16 protein-coding genes are annotated in these 14,446 nt (G+C 59.4%); all 16 read right to left on the bottom strand.

Annotation, left to right across the window (positions count from 1 at the left end; translation table 11 throughout):
- Window positions 1–2 precede the first annotated feature (2 nt).
- Window positions 3–1,334: a type VI secretion system baseplate subunit TssK gene (gene tssK / locus ACOI8A_RS21490; RefSeq protein ID WP_420649288.1), complete on the bottom strand. Its 1,332-nt coding sequence runs from the start codon at window positions 1,332–1,334 to the stop codon at window positions 3–5.
- A 2-nt stretch (window positions 1,335–1,336) separates the two neighbouring features.
- Complete coding sequence (tssJ, locus tag ACOI8A_RS21485; RefSeq protein ID WP_420649289.1) at window positions 1,337–1,837, bottom strand: type VI secretion system lipoprotein TssJ; 501 nt, start codon at window positions 1,835–1,837, stop codon at window positions 1,337–1,339.
- Window positions 1,838–1,842: 5 nt separating this feature from the next.
- Window positions 1,843–3,039, bottom strand: a complete 1,197-nt coding sequence (gene tagH / locus ACOI8A_RS21480) for a type VI secretion system-associated FHA domain protein TagH (protein ID WP_420649290.1) — start codon at window positions 3,037–3,039, stop codon at window positions 1,843–1,845.
- An 18-nt stretch (window positions 3,040–3,057) separates the two neighbouring features.
- A complete protein-coding gene (locus tag ACOI8A_RS21475) occupies window positions 3,058–3,198 on the bottom strand; it encodes a hypothetical protein (RefSeq protein WP_003229566.1) in 141 nt (46 codons plus the stop codon).
- A 276-nt stretch (window positions 3,199–3,474) separates the two neighbouring features.
- The gene (locus ACOI8A_RS21470) at window positions 3,475–4,995 is read right to left on the bottom strand and encodes a sigma-54 interaction domain-containing protein (protein WP_420649291.1); all 1,521 of its coding nucleotides are present in this window, start codon (window positions 4,993–4,995) and stop codon (window positions 3,475–3,477) included.
- Window positions 4,996–5,005: 10 nt separating this feature from the next.
- Window positions 5,006–7,663 (bottom strand): type VI secretion system ATPase TssH, encoded by a 2,658-nt coding sequence (tssH, locus tag ACOI8A_RS21465; protein WP_420649292.1) that lies wholly within the window; start codon window positions 7,661–7,663, stop codon window positions 5,006–5,008.
- Window positions 7,664–7,674: 11 nt separating this feature from the next.
- Window positions 7,675–8,682 (bottom strand): type VI secretion system baseplate subunit TssG, encoded by a 1,008-nt coding sequence (tssG, locus tag ACOI8A_RS21460; RefSeq protein WP_420649293.1) that lies wholly within the window; start codon window positions 8,680–8,682, stop codon window positions 7,675–7,677.
- Window positions 8,646–10,433 carry a type VI secretion system baseplate subunit TssF gene (tssF, locus tag ACOI8A_RS21455; protein WP_420649294.1) on the bottom strand — a complete coding sequence of 596 codons (1,788 nt, stop codon included), beginning with the start codon at window positions 10,431–10,433 and terminating at the stop codon, window positions 8,646–8,648. Before tssF ends, tssG begins: the two co-directional genes overlap by 37 nt.
- A 27-nt stretch (window positions 10,434–10,460) precedes the next feature.
- A complete protein-coding gene (locus ACOI8A_RS21450; RefSeq protein WP_420649394.1) occupies window positions 10,461–10,913 on the bottom strand; it encodes a hypothetical protein in 453 nt (150 codons plus the stop codon).
- Between the two features lie 62 nt (window positions 10,914–10,975).
- Window positions 10,976–11,359, bottom strand: coding sequence for a hypothetical protein (locus ACOI8A_RS21445; RefSeq protein ID WP_420649295.1), 384 nt, complete (start codon window positions 11,357–11,359; stop codon window positions 10,976–10,978).
- On the bottom strand, window positions 11,356–11,709 hold the full coding sequence (locus tag ACOI8A_RS21440; RefSeq protein ID WP_420649296.1) for a hypothetical protein: 354 nt from the start codon (window positions 11,707–11,709) through the stop codon (window positions 11,356–11,358). The genes ACOI8A_RS21445 and ACOI8A_RS21440 overlap by 4 nt, the downstream gene beginning before the upstream one ends.
- Window positions 11,709–12,104, bottom strand: a complete 396-nt coding sequence (locus tag ACOI8A_RS21435; RefSeq protein WP_420649297.1) for a hypothetical protein — start codon at window positions 12,102–12,104, stop codon at window positions 11,709–11,711. The genes ACOI8A_RS21440 and ACOI8A_RS21435 overlap by 1 nt, the downstream gene beginning before the upstream one ends.
- Before the next feature lie 19 nt (window positions 12,105–12,123).
- Window positions 12,124–12,507 (bottom strand): hypothetical protein, encoded by a 384-nt coding sequence (locus ACOI8A_RS21430; RefSeq protein WP_420649298.1) that lies wholly within the window; start codon window positions 12,505–12,507, stop codon window positions 12,124–12,126.
- Entirely contained in the window at window positions 12,504–13,484 is a 981-nt protein-coding gene (locus ACOI8A_RS21425) for a DUF6402 family protein (RefSeq protein WP_420649299.1), read from the bottom strand. Before ACOI8A_RS21425 ends, ACOI8A_RS21430 begins: the two co-directional genes overlap by 4 nt.
- 10 nt (window positions 13,485–13,494) lie before the next feature.
- Complete coding sequence (locus ACOI8A_RS21420; RefSeq protein WP_420649300.1) at window positions 13,495–14,019, bottom strand: PAAR domain-containing protein; 525 nt, start codon at window positions 14,017–14,019, stop codon at window positions 13,495–13,497.
- Window positions 14,020–14,030: 11 nt separating this feature from the next.
- Window positions 14,031–14,438, bottom strand: coding sequence for a type VI secretion system baseplate subunit TssE (gene tssE / locus ACOI8A_RS21415; RefSeq protein ID WP_420649301.1), 408 nt, complete (start codon window positions 14,436–14,438; stop codon window positions 14,031–14,033).
- Window positions 14,439–14,446: the final 8 nt, after the last annotated feature.

Genomic DNA, 14,446 nt, shown 5'->3' with positions numbered 1-14,446 from the left:
GGTCAGTTCCTGATGGCCCAGAATTTCAGTTCAAGCTCGGCAAATTCGCCCGACACGTGGAACGCGAAGCCGCCGGAGCGCTCGAGTTGTGCCAGGTCTTCGGAACTGAGTTCGAGGATGAAATAGGTTTTGTTCGAGTGGAACGCGATCTGCCGCGGGGCCACCGGCAACGGTTTGACCTTGATCCCCGGCAAGTGCAGGTTGACCAGTTGGCGGATGCGCTCCACCGGGCCGACCTTGAGGTGCGCCGGCAAGCGGTGGCGCAGTTCTTCGGAGTCGCAGTTGGCACTGGCTGCCAGCACGAACGAAGCCGAGCCAAGCAGTTTGTGGTCGTGCAACGGCGAGACGATGATGCCGTACTGACGCGCTTGCAGGACCAGTTCGATGGCGTGCTGTTCGAGCACCATCGACAGCACCTGACGGATCGACTCCATCAGTTTGCGGAAGCTTGCGCCCTGATCGGCGTGGGAATAGCGGCTGTCCAGACGCGGGCGTTTGCTGTCGCTGGAGAAGGTCGCCAGATCGCCGAGCATGGTCAGCAGCGTGCGGTACAACTCTTCCGGATGCACTTGCTCCAGACCGAGGTAGTGGCGCAGCAGCAGTTCGGTGCGGTTGATCAGTTGCAGCATCATGAAATCGCCGACTTCCGCGCCGCCGACCTTGCCGTTCGAACGAATGCGCTCGGCAATCGTGTCGCCACGGTGACCGAGCATGCTGATCACTTCTTTCAGGCACGACAGCAGATAGCTGGAGGCGTGGGCCTGAATATAGGTCGGCACGAAATCCGGGTCGAGGCTGATCACGCCGTCGGGCGTGGTGTCGAGCACGTCGCAGATCTTCAGCTTCACGTAGGCCTGATCACTCTGCTGCTCGCCGAGCAACAGTTTGAAGTCCGGACGGCCGCAACTGACCTGGCTGGCGGAATCGTCGCCAGCGTTGGAGTCAGCCACTTCGGCGTCGTACGCGGTGTAACGCGCGAGCACGTCGGACTGCTCCGGACGACGCGACTCGATGTGGTTGCCGGTGACCAATGGCAGCGCTAGGTAGATCGGCGTGTTGCCGGTGTTCGGCGGCACGTCGAGCGCCAGCGGTTCGGTGTTGCCACCGAGCTCGAACAGGCTGCCGTCCGGCAGAATCCCCGAGGCGCCACTGATCACCAGTTTGCCCATGTTGAGGAACTGCAGGTCGATCTCCAGATTGAGGAAACCCCAGGTGTAGCCACCGAGCAACTTGGTGCGGGTTTTCATCTGATGATCGTAATAGCGATCGTTGTGCTGGAAGTGCTGCGGACGCAGCAGCATGCCTTCCTGCCAAATGACTTTATGGGTATTCATGATCAGTCATCCGCCTTGGCGAGCACTTCATGGGTGTTGCGAATGCCGGCCTGATCCAGAGTCACATCAGCATCGGTGGCTTCCAGCGGCGTGATCTGGATCGTGTAGCGCCATTTGGTTTCCGGCAGGTCGCGGTAGGCGGCGAGGATGCCCACGTAGCGGCTGCCCTCTTCCACGCTGAGCTTCATTTCTACGGTCTCACCCGGGCGCAGTTCGATTTCTTCGCTGGCCACCAGATCCGGGTTCAAGGATTCCTTGGCGCGCTCGTAGAGGCTGAAGAAATCAGCATTCTCGAAAGTCACCGGGTGCTTGAGTTCGAACAGGCGCACGACGATTGGCGAAGGGCGGCCGTTGAGATCCGGGTTGAGCTGATCGCTACCGGTCAGCTTCAGATTGAGCTTGGTCACTTTCGAGTACGGCGACAGCGACGAGCAGCCGGCGAGCAGCACCAGCACGGTGAGCGCAGTCAGCGTCTTGATAAAAGCGGTCGAGCGGCGAGACATGCGCATCATCCTTGGTGGTCGGTGTGGAGGGTGGAGATCAGGCGGATCTGTTCTTCGTAGGCCTGAGCGAAGTCGCGCGCCAACAGGCGCTCGCTCCAGTCATCGTCCTGACGCAGCGCCTGGTGATAGCGGCCGTACGCTCTCCAGCGGCTGCCGGACGTCGCGAGCAAAGGCTTGTTGTCGCGCTCGAAACGCAGGGTCAGTTGTTGTGGCGAGAAATGCTCCAGCGTGCCGCGAACTGCCGCGCGGCTGGCGGTCAGCAGGGCTACCTGATGCGCCTGCAAGTCGCGGAACGCACGGGATATCGCTTGCTCGGCCGGCAAGTGACCCGGCTTGCTTGGCTGCAACAGAATGTCCAGCGCTTCGCTCGGATCGACGGCGAATTTCAGCGGATTCTTGTTGGTGCCTTGCACGGTGGTCTGCGCCAGACGCAGCTCGTTTTTCAGCTCGGAACGGGTACGAAGGCTCTGCTGCAAACCGCCGATGCTTTGGCGCAGCAGACGTGCAGCGTTCAGCGCCATGGCTTCGCGTTCGTCGTGGCTGAGGTTCTTCAGATTCACACCCAGCGCTGCGCCGAAGTGCTCCCAGAAACCTTCGCTCTGGCGTTCGACGGCTTTGGGTGCCGGCGCGGGCGCAGGTTCGGCGGGCGCGTCGATCAGCTCCGGCACCATCAGGCTTTCCATGTCGATGCGCGCGTAGTCGGCGCGCTGACGGGAATCTTCGGGCTTGGCCGTCGGCGCCAGCAGTTCGTCGATTTCCGAGTACACGCGCTCCTGCTGATCCATGGCATTCAACGGATCGAGATCCAGAAACGCGTCGTCCGGAATGATGCTGCCGGCGGCACGTGGGCGCCCGGCTTCACCGTCGAAGGTCGCCGGGTCGCGCACCAGCCGCGCACGAATCTCGAAGTCGCCAAGCACGTAAGTGCTGCCGTGCTCGATCCGCACCGGTTCGCCCTTGTGCAGGCGCGCGCCACTGCCGCCGTCCTGAATGCCGTTGCTGCTGGCATCGGTCAGGAAGAACGTCCCTTCGCGATAGCTGACAATCGCGTGGTGGTTGGACAGATGCCGTTTGCGATCCGGGATGATCCAGTCGCAGTCCTCGCCCCGCCCGATTACGCCGCCGGCCTGTTTGAAGGTCTTCTGGCACAACTCGGTGGGCACGAACTGCTTGGTGTTCAGCATTTCGAAAACCAATTCCATGTTTGATGCTCCTTGCGGTCACTTGCCGCGATTGACCGCCTGCGGATCACCCAACGGGCGATAATCGTTGTCGTTGAATTTGTAATTGCCGCTACAGCCGCCGAGGCCGCATAGAACGACAAGGGTCAGCAGGACGGCGTGCCAGTGACGAACAGACATCAGAGGGTCTCCAGGGCTAGACAAAGCACAAAGCGCCGACCCTTGCGGGCGGCGCTGAAATAAGCGAATGAGGTAGGTTTTGAGGCTCTAGTCAGAGACTTTGAGCCGAACACCTGTGGCGAGGGGACTTGTCCCCGCTGGGTTGCGAAGCGACCCCAAAACCGGCTACCCCGTTTTTTCAGGCAGACCGCGTTTACTGGACGACGACTGCTGCGCAGCCGAACGGGGATAAATCCCCTCGCCACAGGGGATGCGTTCCGACCGTGCAATTTCAGATCAACCATCGAAGTCACCCAGGTTGATGTTCAAGCGGCCGAGGCGGTACAGCAGGGTGCGCCGGGGCAGGCCCAGTTCGCGGGCGGCGAGGGTCTGGTTGCCGTCGTTCTTGCGCAGGCAATCGAGCAGCAGACTGCGTTCGACCTGCTCCATGCGTTCGCGCAGATTGAGGCTGCTGTTGTCCTCGAACATCGGTTCCATGTGCAGCGAGAAATGCTCGGCGAGCAACTCGCCGCCTTCGCACAACAACACCGCGCGTTCGACCAGACCTTTGAGTTCGCGCACGTTGCCGGGGAAGGTGTAACTGGACAGATGCTCCAACGCCTCTTCGGACCAACGCACCGGGTCACGCTGCAAAAACGCGCAAGCCTTGTCGGCGAAGTGCCGCGCCAGATCGAGAATGTCGCCTTCGCGCTGACGCAGGGCCGGCAGTACGATCGGGAATTGCGCGAGACGGTAGTACAAGTCCTCGCGGAATTTGCCTTCGCTGACCAGCACCGACAGATCACGGTGAGTGGCGGCGATGATGCGCACGTCGATCTTGTGCGTGTCGTTGGAACCCAGCGGACGGATCTCGCCTTCCTGCAACACGCGGAGCAATTTGGCTTGCAGCGACAGCGGCATATCACCGATTTCATCCAGCAACAAAGTGCCGCCGTTAGCTGCATCAAACAGCCCGGCACGATCACGGTCGGCACCGGTGAAGGCACCTTTGCGATAGCCGAACAGCTCGCTTTCCAGCAGGTTTTCCGGGAACGCCGCGCAGTTCTGCACGATGAATGCCTGCGAGCGACGCGGGCCGCAATCGTGAATCGCCCGCGCCACGACTTCCTTGCCGGTGCCGGTTTCGCCACGCAACAGCACGGTGTACGGGCTGTGCAGGACTTTGCTGATCAGCGAATAGGTCTGGCGCATCGCCGGACTTTTGCCGATCAATCCATAACCGCTGGCGCTCGGCACGCTGTGCGAGGCTGGCCGCGAATCGCCCGTTGGCTGACGCAGGCGTTGCAGCAAATGCAGTTGGCCGAGCACGAAAGAACCCAGTTGCCCAAGGGAATCGGCAAAACCTTGCAGGTCGATGTCACGATGACTCGCGCACAGCAGCAAGCCTTCGACCGACTTCTGCTGATTGACCAGCGGCACACACAGCAGCGACTGCCACGGCAAAACCGCCGCCGGCAGGAAACTGGTTTCGTGCACGCTGCCGCTCAACTCGCTGAGGCAGACCACGCGGTTCTGGCACAGAGCAAACTGCAGCAATTGCTCACCGTTGTAGTCTGCCGGCAGGCTCGCCGACACGCGTGGTTGCAACTGACCGTCGAGGCACTCGGCGTTCATTCCCAGGCAGGTGTGCGTGGCGTCGAGAAGATACAGCTGCGTCAATTCGCAACCGCTGAGCTCGGCCAGACCGCGCACGAATTCACCCAGCAACGCAGCACCGTCCGCCGCCCGCGACAGGCTGGCGAACTGCGCCAGCAAGGCTTCGGCGTAGGCCAGTGGCTGCGGCACTCGAGTGAACATCACACCCACCTCAGGCGAACTCGCACATCACGCTGGCGTCGCCGTCGAGCGTGGCGTGCACGCGCTTGAGGCTTTCACCGGTGGCCATGGCATCGAGCAAGCGGTCGGCTACCAACGGCAGCACATGCTGATCGAGCAAATGGTCGATCAGACGCGCGCCACTGTCGCTCTGCGTGCAGCGCTCGGACAGGTGATCGACGAGGTTCTGGCACCAGGTGAATTCCAGCTGACGACGGTTCAGTCGCTCGCCGAGACGGCCGAGTTTGATCTCGATCAGCTCGCGCAATACCGGGCCGCCGACCGGGTAGTACGGCACCACTTTCATCCGCGCCAGCAGCGCTGGTTTGAAGTGTTTGCTGAGTACCGGGCGAATGGTTTCTTCGAGCACTTCGGCGGTTGGTCGCGCGCCGTTTTCGCAGAGATCGCTGATGCGGTCGCTGCCGAGGTTCGAGGTCATCAGGATCAACGTGTTGCGGAAGTCGATCTCGCGCCCTTCGCCATCGTTGGCCACGCCTTTGTCGAAGATTTGGTAGAACAGGTTGAGCACGTCCGGATCAGCCTTCTCGACTTCATCGAGCAACACCACCGAGTACGGTTTCTGGCGCACGGCTTCTGTGAGCATGCCGCCCTCGCCGTAACCAACGTAGCCCGGCGGTGCACCGATCAGGCGCGAAACGGTGTGTTTCTCCTGGAATTCAGACATGTTGATGGTGGTGATGAAACGGTCGCCGCCGTACAGCAAGTCAGCCAGCGCCAGTGCGGTTTCGGTCTTGCCGACGCCGCTCGGGCCGACCAGCAGGAACACGCCGACCGGCGCGTCAGGCTTGTTCAGACCGGCAGCCGTGGCGCGCATCGAGCGATCCAGTGCGTGTACCGCTTGTTCCTGACCACGAATGCGTGTGCGCAGATCAGTGGCGAAGCTCGCGACCTTGGCGTTGTGCTCACGGGCCAGTTGCGCCAATGGCACGCCGGTCCAGGCACTGATCACTTCGGCCACCAGACGCGGGCAGACTTCAAAGCTGACCAGACGTTCTTTGACTTGAGCGGCAGTCAGGGCGCTGTGGGTTTCGTTGAGTTGGGCTTCCAGCGCTGCCACGCTTTGGGCTTCGTCGACTTCGGCAGCGTGGGTTTCAATCACGGTGCCTTCGGCGTCTTCTTCAACGGTGACCGTCGGCTCGACAGCGGCGGCTTCACGCGCCTTGGCCAGTTGCTGACGCAGATCCAGCAAGCGCTCGGCGAAGGCCTTTTGCTCGGTCCACAGGGCTTCCAGTGCGACCATTTCGTCTTCGGCTTCTTCCAGCCGCGCCTCCAGTGCATCCAGCGCTTCGTGGTCGATCAGCAGACCGGCTTCAGCATCGCGACGCAGCGCCTGACGCTGACGGCCGCCTTCCGCCAGTTCGCCGCGCAAACGCTCAAGGCTTTCCGGCGCAGCGGCGAGGCTGATGCGCACTCGGGCGCACGCGGTGTCGAGCACGTCGACGGCTTTGTCCGGCAGTTGCCGACCGGCCAGATAACGCGCGGACAGTTCAGCAGCCGCAACCACCGCGTCATCACGCAGGTAGATGCCGTGGCTCTTCTCGTAGACCTGAGCCAGGCCACGCAGAATGGTCACTGCTTCGCTGACGGTCGGTTCGTGCAATTGCACCGGTTGGAAACGACGGGCCAGCGCCGGGTCTTTCTCGAAGTATTTCTTGTACTCGGCCCACGTGGTGGCGGCGATGGTGCGCAGCTCGCCACGCGCCAGTGCCGGTTTCAGCAGGTTGGCCGCGTCGGAACCGCCGGCATTGCCGCCCGCGCCGATCAGCGTATGCGCTTCGTCGATGAACAGGATGATCGGCTTCGGCGAGGATTTGACCTCGTCGATCACGCCTTTCAGGCGACGTTCGAATTCACCTTTGACGCTGGCGCCGGCCTGCAACAGGCCCATATCCAGCGACAACAGCTCAACGCCCTTGAGCACTTGTGGCACTTCACCGGCAGCGATGCGCGAAGCCAGGCCTTCGACGATGGCGGTCTTACCGACACCGGCTTCACCGACCACGATCGGGTTGTTTTTGCGGCGACGCGCAAGGATGTCGACCATCTGGCGGATCGCGCCATCGCGGCACAGCACCGGGTCGAGTTTGCCGTCGCGCGCCTGTTGAGTCAGGTTGTGGGTGAAGCGTTCGAGCAGTGATTCGCCCTGCGCTGCCGGCTTGCCGTTGCCAGCCGATTGCGGCTGTTGCGACAGGGCAAATTCCTTCAGGCGATCAATGTTCAGTTTGGCCAGCAGCGGCTGGTAACGGCTCCCCGCGTAACGCATCGGGTTGCGCAGCAGCGCGAGGATCAGCGCGGCGTCTTCGACCTGGGTCTGGCCCAGTTCGAGGTTGGCCACCAGCAGCGCGTCTTGCAGCCACTGCACCAGCTCCGGGGCGAACACCGGATTGCGCGAAGCGCTGTGTTCAACCCGCGATTGCAGGGCGGCGCTGAGTTCACCGGCGTCGACGTCGGCATCTTGCAGCGCGCGCGCGAGCAGTCCGTTCGGACGCTCGAGCAAGCCCAGCAGCATGTCTTCAACCAGAATCTTGCTGCCGCCACGGGCGACGCAGCGCTCGGCCGAACGCTCCAGATCGCGGCGGGTTTCGGCGTCCAGCGCCTGGATGAGTTGTTGCAGGTCTACGTTGATCATGGCTCACGTCCTTAATGAATTTTGCTGCCCAGGGTCACCACGCCGTCCGCTTTTTCGCGGCCCAGCCAACTGGTCCAGCCGAGGCGACAGGCGTTCTGCTCACCGATGCGCAGTTCGCGGATTTCTTCCTGGCGCAGCACCAGGCGAATGTCGTAATCGAGCGGGTCACGCAAGGTGAACCGCACCAGCGCGCAGAGCGGCTGGTAACCAAACCCGATCGGCAGGAATTCGTGAAAGCGCTGCCAGTCGAGTTGGGTGATATGAATGCGGAATTTGCCGCTGCGGTCGCGCACTTGCTCGCCGAGCACCAGGTCTTCGCCAAGCACGCTGTTGTCGCGGCCCAAACGATTGCGCTGCTCTTCGAGAATGTCGACGCGACGCTCGATGCACTGCTCGATGACCAGGTCTTCGTGCTTGAAGTAGTAACGCAGAACGGCTTCGATCAACGCCGCCGAGTGCGCCCGCAAGCTGAGCAAACCGAGGTACGGCAGCAGGCGTTTCCAGTTGAGTTCCTTGGCCTTGCGAATCTCTTCGCCGCCCAGACCGATCAACGCAAACAGCTGCGACGAGAACGGGTCGATTGCACCGCTCTGGAAGCTCGCGCGATAGCGATACTTGCGCCAGATCGGCAGCATCAAACGTTGCAGGCGATGGTGGAACAGGTCGAGGAAGTTGCGCGTCGGGTTGCCGTCTTCGCTGTCGCCCAACGCCTGTTCGCCGTAGAACGCCGGCAGCGGCGAACCGGAACCGACCAGACCGATCAGGTTGAAACGCACGCGCGCGCGCAACTGCCCGTGTTCTTCGAAAAACTCCACGCGATCAACGTCGCTGCGCGGAAATCCGAGGCTCGGGTTGGCCTGGAACTCGACCTGATCGTAGAGATCGTCTTCGCTCAGGTGCGGGTGTGCATCGCGCAGCCGATCGATCACCAGCAGCACGGCCTGAAACAGCGAGTACTCGCGTATTACCCGGGTCAGCCCGCTTAAAGCAGGGGCTGCAGGCCCATACGTGGTGTCCATTGGTACACCTCTCCCTGTGTGCTTTTTACCCGCAGCTCGTGAAACGAATTGAGACTGGCGTAAAGCGCGAAAAACTCGTTAAGAACCGAAGCGAAAACGAACAGGTCGCCTTCGCCGATATACCCTTCCGGGTCGATGGTCAGTTCGGTGCGCAAACCGCGCACCGGCAAGCCACGGTGCAGCCGATCGACGTGATGATGTTTGATGTGTTTGAGCCCGCCGAGCAGGCGTTTGCTGACCTTCTCCGCGTGCTGGTCGTAATAGCGCGGCAGGTCGTAGGTTTCGAGAATTACCTTCAACGCATTAACGTCGGCCAGCGACAGATAGTTAAGCGACATGTTGCTGATCAGCTTCCACAGGAAGTCGCGATTCAGCGGCGGCGCAAAACTTGAAGTGGCTGGCGTGATGTTGCGGAAACTCAAGAACTCCGGGGTGTCTTCGCAGGCCATGCAGATGTCGCCGAGCTTGAGCTTGCGCGGCAGGTTCTGGTTGGTGCAGGTCAGCTCGATCGACAGGGTTTCGTGGGCTTCGGTGTGGCGGATGCCGAAGCTCAAGTAGGTGTCGAGGCCGTCGTGCAGCAGGGACGAACGCTGGCGGATGCTGTAATGCGGACGGCTGTTGGGCACGTCGAAACTCGGGTCGTGCTCGAAGGATTCGAACGGCACGTAATCCTGATAACCGAGACCACCGGGCTTCCAGCCGGTCACGGTTTCCACCGAAAACACGCCGCAGTTTTCCAGATCGTATTCGGCTGGCAGCAGCAGGTATTCATCCTGTTTGCCATCGAGGCGAATCGGCAGCGCGTCGTGTTCGAACAGATTGACAATCGGCGTGCAGAACAGCTTCACGTTATCCAGCGTCGGACGCATGCGCATGATGCCGCTCTTGCGAATGTCGAAGCGTATTTCCAGGCCGCGCATCTGCTTGAGGGTGTCTTCCGGCAGCGCTTTGAGGATGTCGAGACCGTGGACATCGACGAACAGGAACTTGTCCTGGAAGGCGAAATATTCCTGCAGGTAGCGATAGCCTCGGAAGGTGTTCAGCGGATACGGGATCAACGCTTCTTCTTCGGCAAAGCCCACCGGTTTGACCTTGTCACCGGAGATCTTGAACGCCATCGGCTTGCCACCGACACCGTCGATTGGCTTGCCGGCGCCGTCGAGCGGGATCAGCTCGATGCCTTCGAGGTTGCGCAGCAGGCTCAGGTAAAGCATCTGGCTGATGTAGCGCTCGCCAGCGAAGTGCAGGCGCAGTTTGCTCAGTTCCAGCTCGCCTAGGTGGCCGTCGGCGGTCATATCCAGACGCAGGCTCAGCAGCGAACCGTCGCCCTTCACCGAGTACACAAGCCCGGCCAGTTCCAGCGGCAGAACTTCGGTCGGGTAGCAGGTGCGGAAGCGGCAACGCACGTCTTCAATCGGTACGCTTTCAATCGGCGTATCCCGCTCGACCCGCAGCGCCGGCCCGGAACGCTTGAGCGGATCGAACTGCAGAATGCTGAACGCCGGCAGCGGACGCATGTAGTTCGGCCAGAGCAATTGCATCAGCGAATGGCTGAGCTCCGGCAGCTCGTCATCGAGTTTCTGACGCAGACGCCCGGTCAGAAACGCAAAGCCCTCGAGCAACCGCTCCACATCCGGATCCCGCCCGGCCTGGCCCAGAAACGGCGCCAACGCCGGACTACGCTCGGCGAAACGGCGACCGAGTTGGCGCAGAGCGGTGAGTTCGCTTTGGTAGTAGTGGTTAAAGGACACGGGTTACCTGCCTGGTAGTGGAACTCATCAAAAAAATATCCTGTAGACCGCGACCGTTGCTGCGGCACACACGTAACCGCCGATGAGTAGGTAAGGCACAATCATGATCAGGCCGAACGCCATATAGGCGTCTTGAGACTGCCCAGCGATCAAACAGCACACGCCATAAATCACCCATGGCACGATGTAAAAGGGGATGAACTTCACGGGCGCCCACCAGACCATCCGCAGCGCTTGTTGCTCGGTTCTGCTTTTCGCGGATCGAGACATCCAGAGCGCAAACCCCAAAAGCCCGGGAATACCCCACCACAAGAGAAATTCCCAATAGGTATGGGATGAATCGTACGTCGTGTACAAGCCACTCCACAGGCCGTAAGTAGAAATCGCCAGCACCACCAGCAATGGCCACCACAAGGCAGCCATGAAGAAATTCAGCTGCGCGCGACTGAGCTTGGGCATATCGTCCGCTGCATTGATCATTGGCGAGCCACCATCTTCAGCTCGGCAAACCGACAGCACCATCGTCTGGCAAGAGCGAAATTTCACTGGATCTGCCCTCCCTTGCTTGCGGTGATCGGCACGTACGAATCGATGAAAAGGTATTCACCGTCGGTCGCGCTGACGCGGTTCATCGTCAACGGTTTGCCATCGTGGGTAGCGAAGCGCACCCAGCCTTGTTTGACGAGACTGCCGTCCTCTGAGCGCACCTCAATGAAGTAGTCCGGCGGCATCGAACGGGTAATTTCGATGAAGTCGCCACCGTCCTCGGCACCGCGCCACACCGCATCGGGGTAACTGGGCAATACTGGATTTTTCGAATGACTCCAGCTCAACCTGATCGCGACCATCACGACCGCGATGATGGCTAATGCTCCGATCAGACTCAGTAGATGATTGAGCCATTTCCACACCCGCTGCCACGTCATGGTGTGCACCAGGTACGCACATCACGCTTGTCGAAGCCCACGCATTGATTGTTTTTGCCGATCACCCGGTAAGCGTTTTCGGGGGTGTAAGCAAAATGGTAGTAGTTGACCCGATCCTCACCATAGAGCCAGTAGGACGAGGAGCCTTGATTGATTTCGTAAGGCTCGAACACCCAGACCGACGACTCTGTCGGGATGAAGTTGGTGCGATCCATGAGCAACATCAAGGCGTTGGAAAAAACCGGTGTGGCAAGCACTACGCCCGCCAACAACAACCCCATCAGCCCTGCGAAGCTGGCGATCAGGCTCGGAGTCAACACGAGAGACGAAAGGGTTCGACGTTTGTGCATCACGATTGAACCGCTCCCTGTTCCCTGCGCAGGCGGACAACGGCTGCATTCAAGAGGTGACTCAGCACAATCGCGGCCATCGTCAAACCGCCAGCCAGCGCGCAATACGCCATGCCACGAACGGGATACTGCGGGAGCATGTAAAACAGGATCGCCAGCATCATGAAGATCGCCACGCCAAACTTGATGGCGAGACGATTGATGAAGACCAGCACAAAATTCAGGAAAACGAAAAAGTAAAAAATGAGGTACATGCCCATACCGATGGCTACGCCACGGGAGGTCAGTCCGCCCACGAGCTGTTTGTAGACCGGCACGGCGAAGTGGTTGAGCACGATGTAGAGCACGCAGGCAAGCGCATGCACGGCCACACCAATAACTTGACGACTATTCATGCGCAAGTCCGGCCGGCCATTATCGACATTCTGGAATTATCCAACTTTCCCAACCCTCAGAACCCGGATACAAGATCATCTCGCCATGAAACTCCGGCGCAACGCCTGAATCCCCCTCTCGCATCCATAAATACCACTCCGATGTTTTTATAAGTTCTCCTTCCATAGAGTAAACCCGATAGAAGGATTGACTACTGAATAGCTCCAACAAACTTCCCGCAACCCCCAAAAACTCATAATCAGCTGCATATCTGGCGATGTAGCATTTACCAGATTCACTCACATACGTTTTTAATGGCTTTGCAACCAGAGAACTGTACGCTTTCAGCGCGAGAAGCATCGCCAGAAGCAATGACATAGCCAGCAGCAGAAAAACTCCTCGTTTTCTGTTAGCACTGATCATGACGTTACCATCGGCTTCGCTCTCGCCACGAACTCACCGAAATCAGCATTCATGAAACGAAAGGAAATGGATGTCGGCAACTTCTTCACGGTCGAGTAAACAAATAAATCGCCACCTTTACCATGTAGAGCACGGTACTGATTGAAGCTTTCGTTCGTTACCTTGTGATACAGCTGACCATCAGCCTCAAATGTATCTCGACCCAACGCAGTCAACCCTTTCACGCCGCTTTCAAAGCTCCAGTATCCAAGCGGCTGATCCTTACTGCTGTCATTCAAAAACTCATACGTATCACGTATGTAGCAACCAATCTCTTCGATGTGCAAAGTCGCCGGTGTTTTTTTGGTTTTCGAGACTGTTGAAAACTTGGTAACAGCAAACTTGACAGAAAACCCACCCAACGTTCCATAAACGTCATCCAATGGATTACTAACTCTTTCCCACTTAGCAATCCCGATAGACCTGCGATTATACTGCGAGGTCACCTCCAGCTCTTTGGCACTCATTGAGCTGAAATCGTACTCGCCGGTTTTCAGATCCAAGCTTGCCTGATCAAGAATCCCGAGATCTCTCAAACGCGTCATAAACTGCAAAAGACCAGGCGCCAGTTGATTCAATCCTTTGACACGCCCAATCAGCTCGTTGTATTGACTGGAATACGACGCTTTTTCGAGCAACTCTTTTACATCGTCACCTGTATGCGGTGACGCACTGCTCAACCAGTCAAAGTCCAGATCATCAAACAGTTTTTCTGGAGTAAGTTGCTTAACGTCAAGACGCCCTTCCTTTTCGTCAATAGTCATTTCGTAAGGCTGGCCATCGAACCAGCGTTGCATCAGTCGAGCAGCCTGCACCCAGCACATTTTTCTCATGGCACCGGGAATATCCGTGATCTGGAATTCGTCCACGGGCACTTCCACTGGCGTCTTGTCAGAAGAAGGGGTGAGCTGGGTCGTGAGTGGTGCTGGTGCGGTCATGTCATGAACCCTATGCAATCACGAGCGAAGACTGGGGTTCGAAGGTAAGCGTGACGCTTTCAGCCAAATGGGATGCAATTGGCGCCGTTTTACCCTGTGAGTCAGTAACGCCTTTGATTTCTTTGCCGGAAGCCGTTCGCAGTGTGTACGCACGGTTTGCAACCGGAGCGCCCGTTCTCGGATTACGCGCTACGAAGTGCTGGGTAAAAGGCCAATTGAGCTCCACCGGCAACGGCGGCACAAACGGCGCCGGCGAATGAGAATTGCCGATAATCACCGTCCCGGAACCAGCAGTGACTTTGTTGCCATGGGTGCCTACCGAATCAACCGTCGCAGCAGGTTTGCCGTTGATCAACACAGTGGTCGCCAAGCCGCCGGACATCGCACCACCACACGGGGAGGCATCGCCTTCACGGGCGGCCGCGAGGCCGTCGAAGAACACGTCGCAAGAACCGGCGGCGATCGGGTTAGTGCCGTGGCCGGGGAGCGGGCAAGCAGTGGGGTCGGATACGCGTGCTGCGGGTTTGCCAGACATCGGGGTTCTCCTTAGTTGACCTTCACTTGACCGCTGCCATCCAGGCGCGCGGAAAAACTGACCTGACGCTTGAAACCGGCTACTTCGAGCAGGCCTTCGATGCTGAAGGCGAGGCGCAGTTGGTCGTTGTCACGCGGCAGGGAAATGACACGCACGTTGCTCAGGCGCGGTTCGTAGGCTTCGATGAAGCTTTCGATGGCCAGGCGGGCCTGACTCAGGGAGTCGTGCAGGCTCAGGCGCATGTCATTGAGATCGGGCAACCCGTAGTCGGACAGCGTTTGCACGCTGCCGGCCCGGGTGCTGAGCATTTTGGCCAGATGGGCAGCCACAGACGCCATGGCAGAAGCTTCGAGGCTCCTGCCTTTGCGTTTTTCTGCATCGCCATTGAGGCGTTCGAAAAGGCTGCCGTATCCGTCCATGAGTCGCT

The sequence above is a fragment of the Pseudomonas sp. P4795 genome, assembly GCF_048822895.1.
GTDB lineage: Bacteria > Pseudomonadota > Gammaproteobacteria > Pseudomonadales > Pseudomonadaceae > Aquipseudomonas.
Note: the sequence above shows the minus strand (reverse complement) of the source record. Positions and strands in the feature narration are given on the sequence as shown.

What these genes read in the sequence shown, in the direction of transcription:
- tssK (WP_420649288.1), bottom strand. Translation starts at nt 1,334, where the DNA reads ATGAATACCCATAAAGTCATTTGGCAGGAAGGCATGCTGCTGCGTCCG.
- tssJ (WP_420649289.1), bottom strand. Translation starts at nt 1,837, where the DNA reads ATGTCTCGCCGCTCGACCGCTTTTATCAAGACGCTGACTGCGCTCACC.
- tagH (WP_420649290.1), bottom strand. Translation starts at nt 3,039, where the DNA reads ATGGAATTGGTTTTCGAAATGCTGAACACCAAGCAGTTCGTGCCCACC.
- ACOI8A_RS21475 (WP_003229566.1), bottom strand. Translation starts at nt 3,198, where the DNA reads ATGTCTGTTCGTCACTGGCACGCCGTCCTGCTGACCCTTGTCGTTCTA.
- ACOI8A_RS21470 (WP_420649291.1), bottom strand. Translation starts at nt 4,995, where the DNA reads ATGTTCACTCGAGTGCCGCAGCCACTGGCCTACGCCGAAGCCTTGCTG.
- tssH (WP_420649292.1), bottom strand. Translation starts at nt 7,663, where the DNA reads ATGATCAACGTAGACCTGCAACAACTCATCCAGGCGCTGGACGCCGAA.
- tssG (WP_420649293.1), bottom strand. Translation starts at nt 8,682, where the DNA reads ATGGACACCACGTATGGGCCTGCAGCCCCTGCTTTAAGCGGGCTGACC.
- ACOI8A_RS21450 (WP_420649394.1), bottom strand. Translation starts at nt 10,913, where the DNA reads ATGATCAATGCAGCGGACGATATGCCCAAGCTCAGTCGCGCGCAGCTG.
- ACOI8A_RS21445 (WP_420649295.1), bottom strand. Translation starts at nt 11,359, where the DNA reads ATGACGTGGCAGCGGGTGTGGAAATGGCTCAATCATCTACTGAGTCTG.
- ACOI8A_RS21440 (WP_420649296.1), bottom strand. Translation starts at nt 11,709, where the DNA reads ATGCACAAACGTCGAACCCTTTCGTCTCTCGTGTTGACTCCGAGCCTG.
- ACOI8A_RS21435 (WP_420649297.1), bottom strand. Translation starts at nt 12,104, where the DNA reads ATGAATAGTCGTCAAGTTATTGGTGTGGCCGTGCATGCGCTTGCCTGC.
- ACOI8A_RS21430 (WP_420649298.1), bottom strand. Translation starts at nt 12,507, where the DNA reads ATGATCAGTGCTAACAGAAAACGAGGAGTTTTTCTGCTGCTGGCTATG.
- ACOI8A_RS21425 (WP_420649299.1), bottom strand. Translation starts at nt 13,484, where the DNA reads ATGACCGCACCAGCACCACTCACGACCCAGCTCACCCCTTCTTCTGAC.
- ACOI8A_RS21420 (WP_420649300.1), bottom strand. Translation starts at nt 14,019, where the DNA reads ATGTCTGGCAAACCCGCAGCACGCGTATCCGACCCCACTGCTTGCCCG.
- tssE (WP_420649301.1), bottom strand. Translation starts at nt 14,438, where the DNA reads ATGGACGGATACGGCAGCCTTTTCGAACGCCTCAATGGCGATGCAGAA.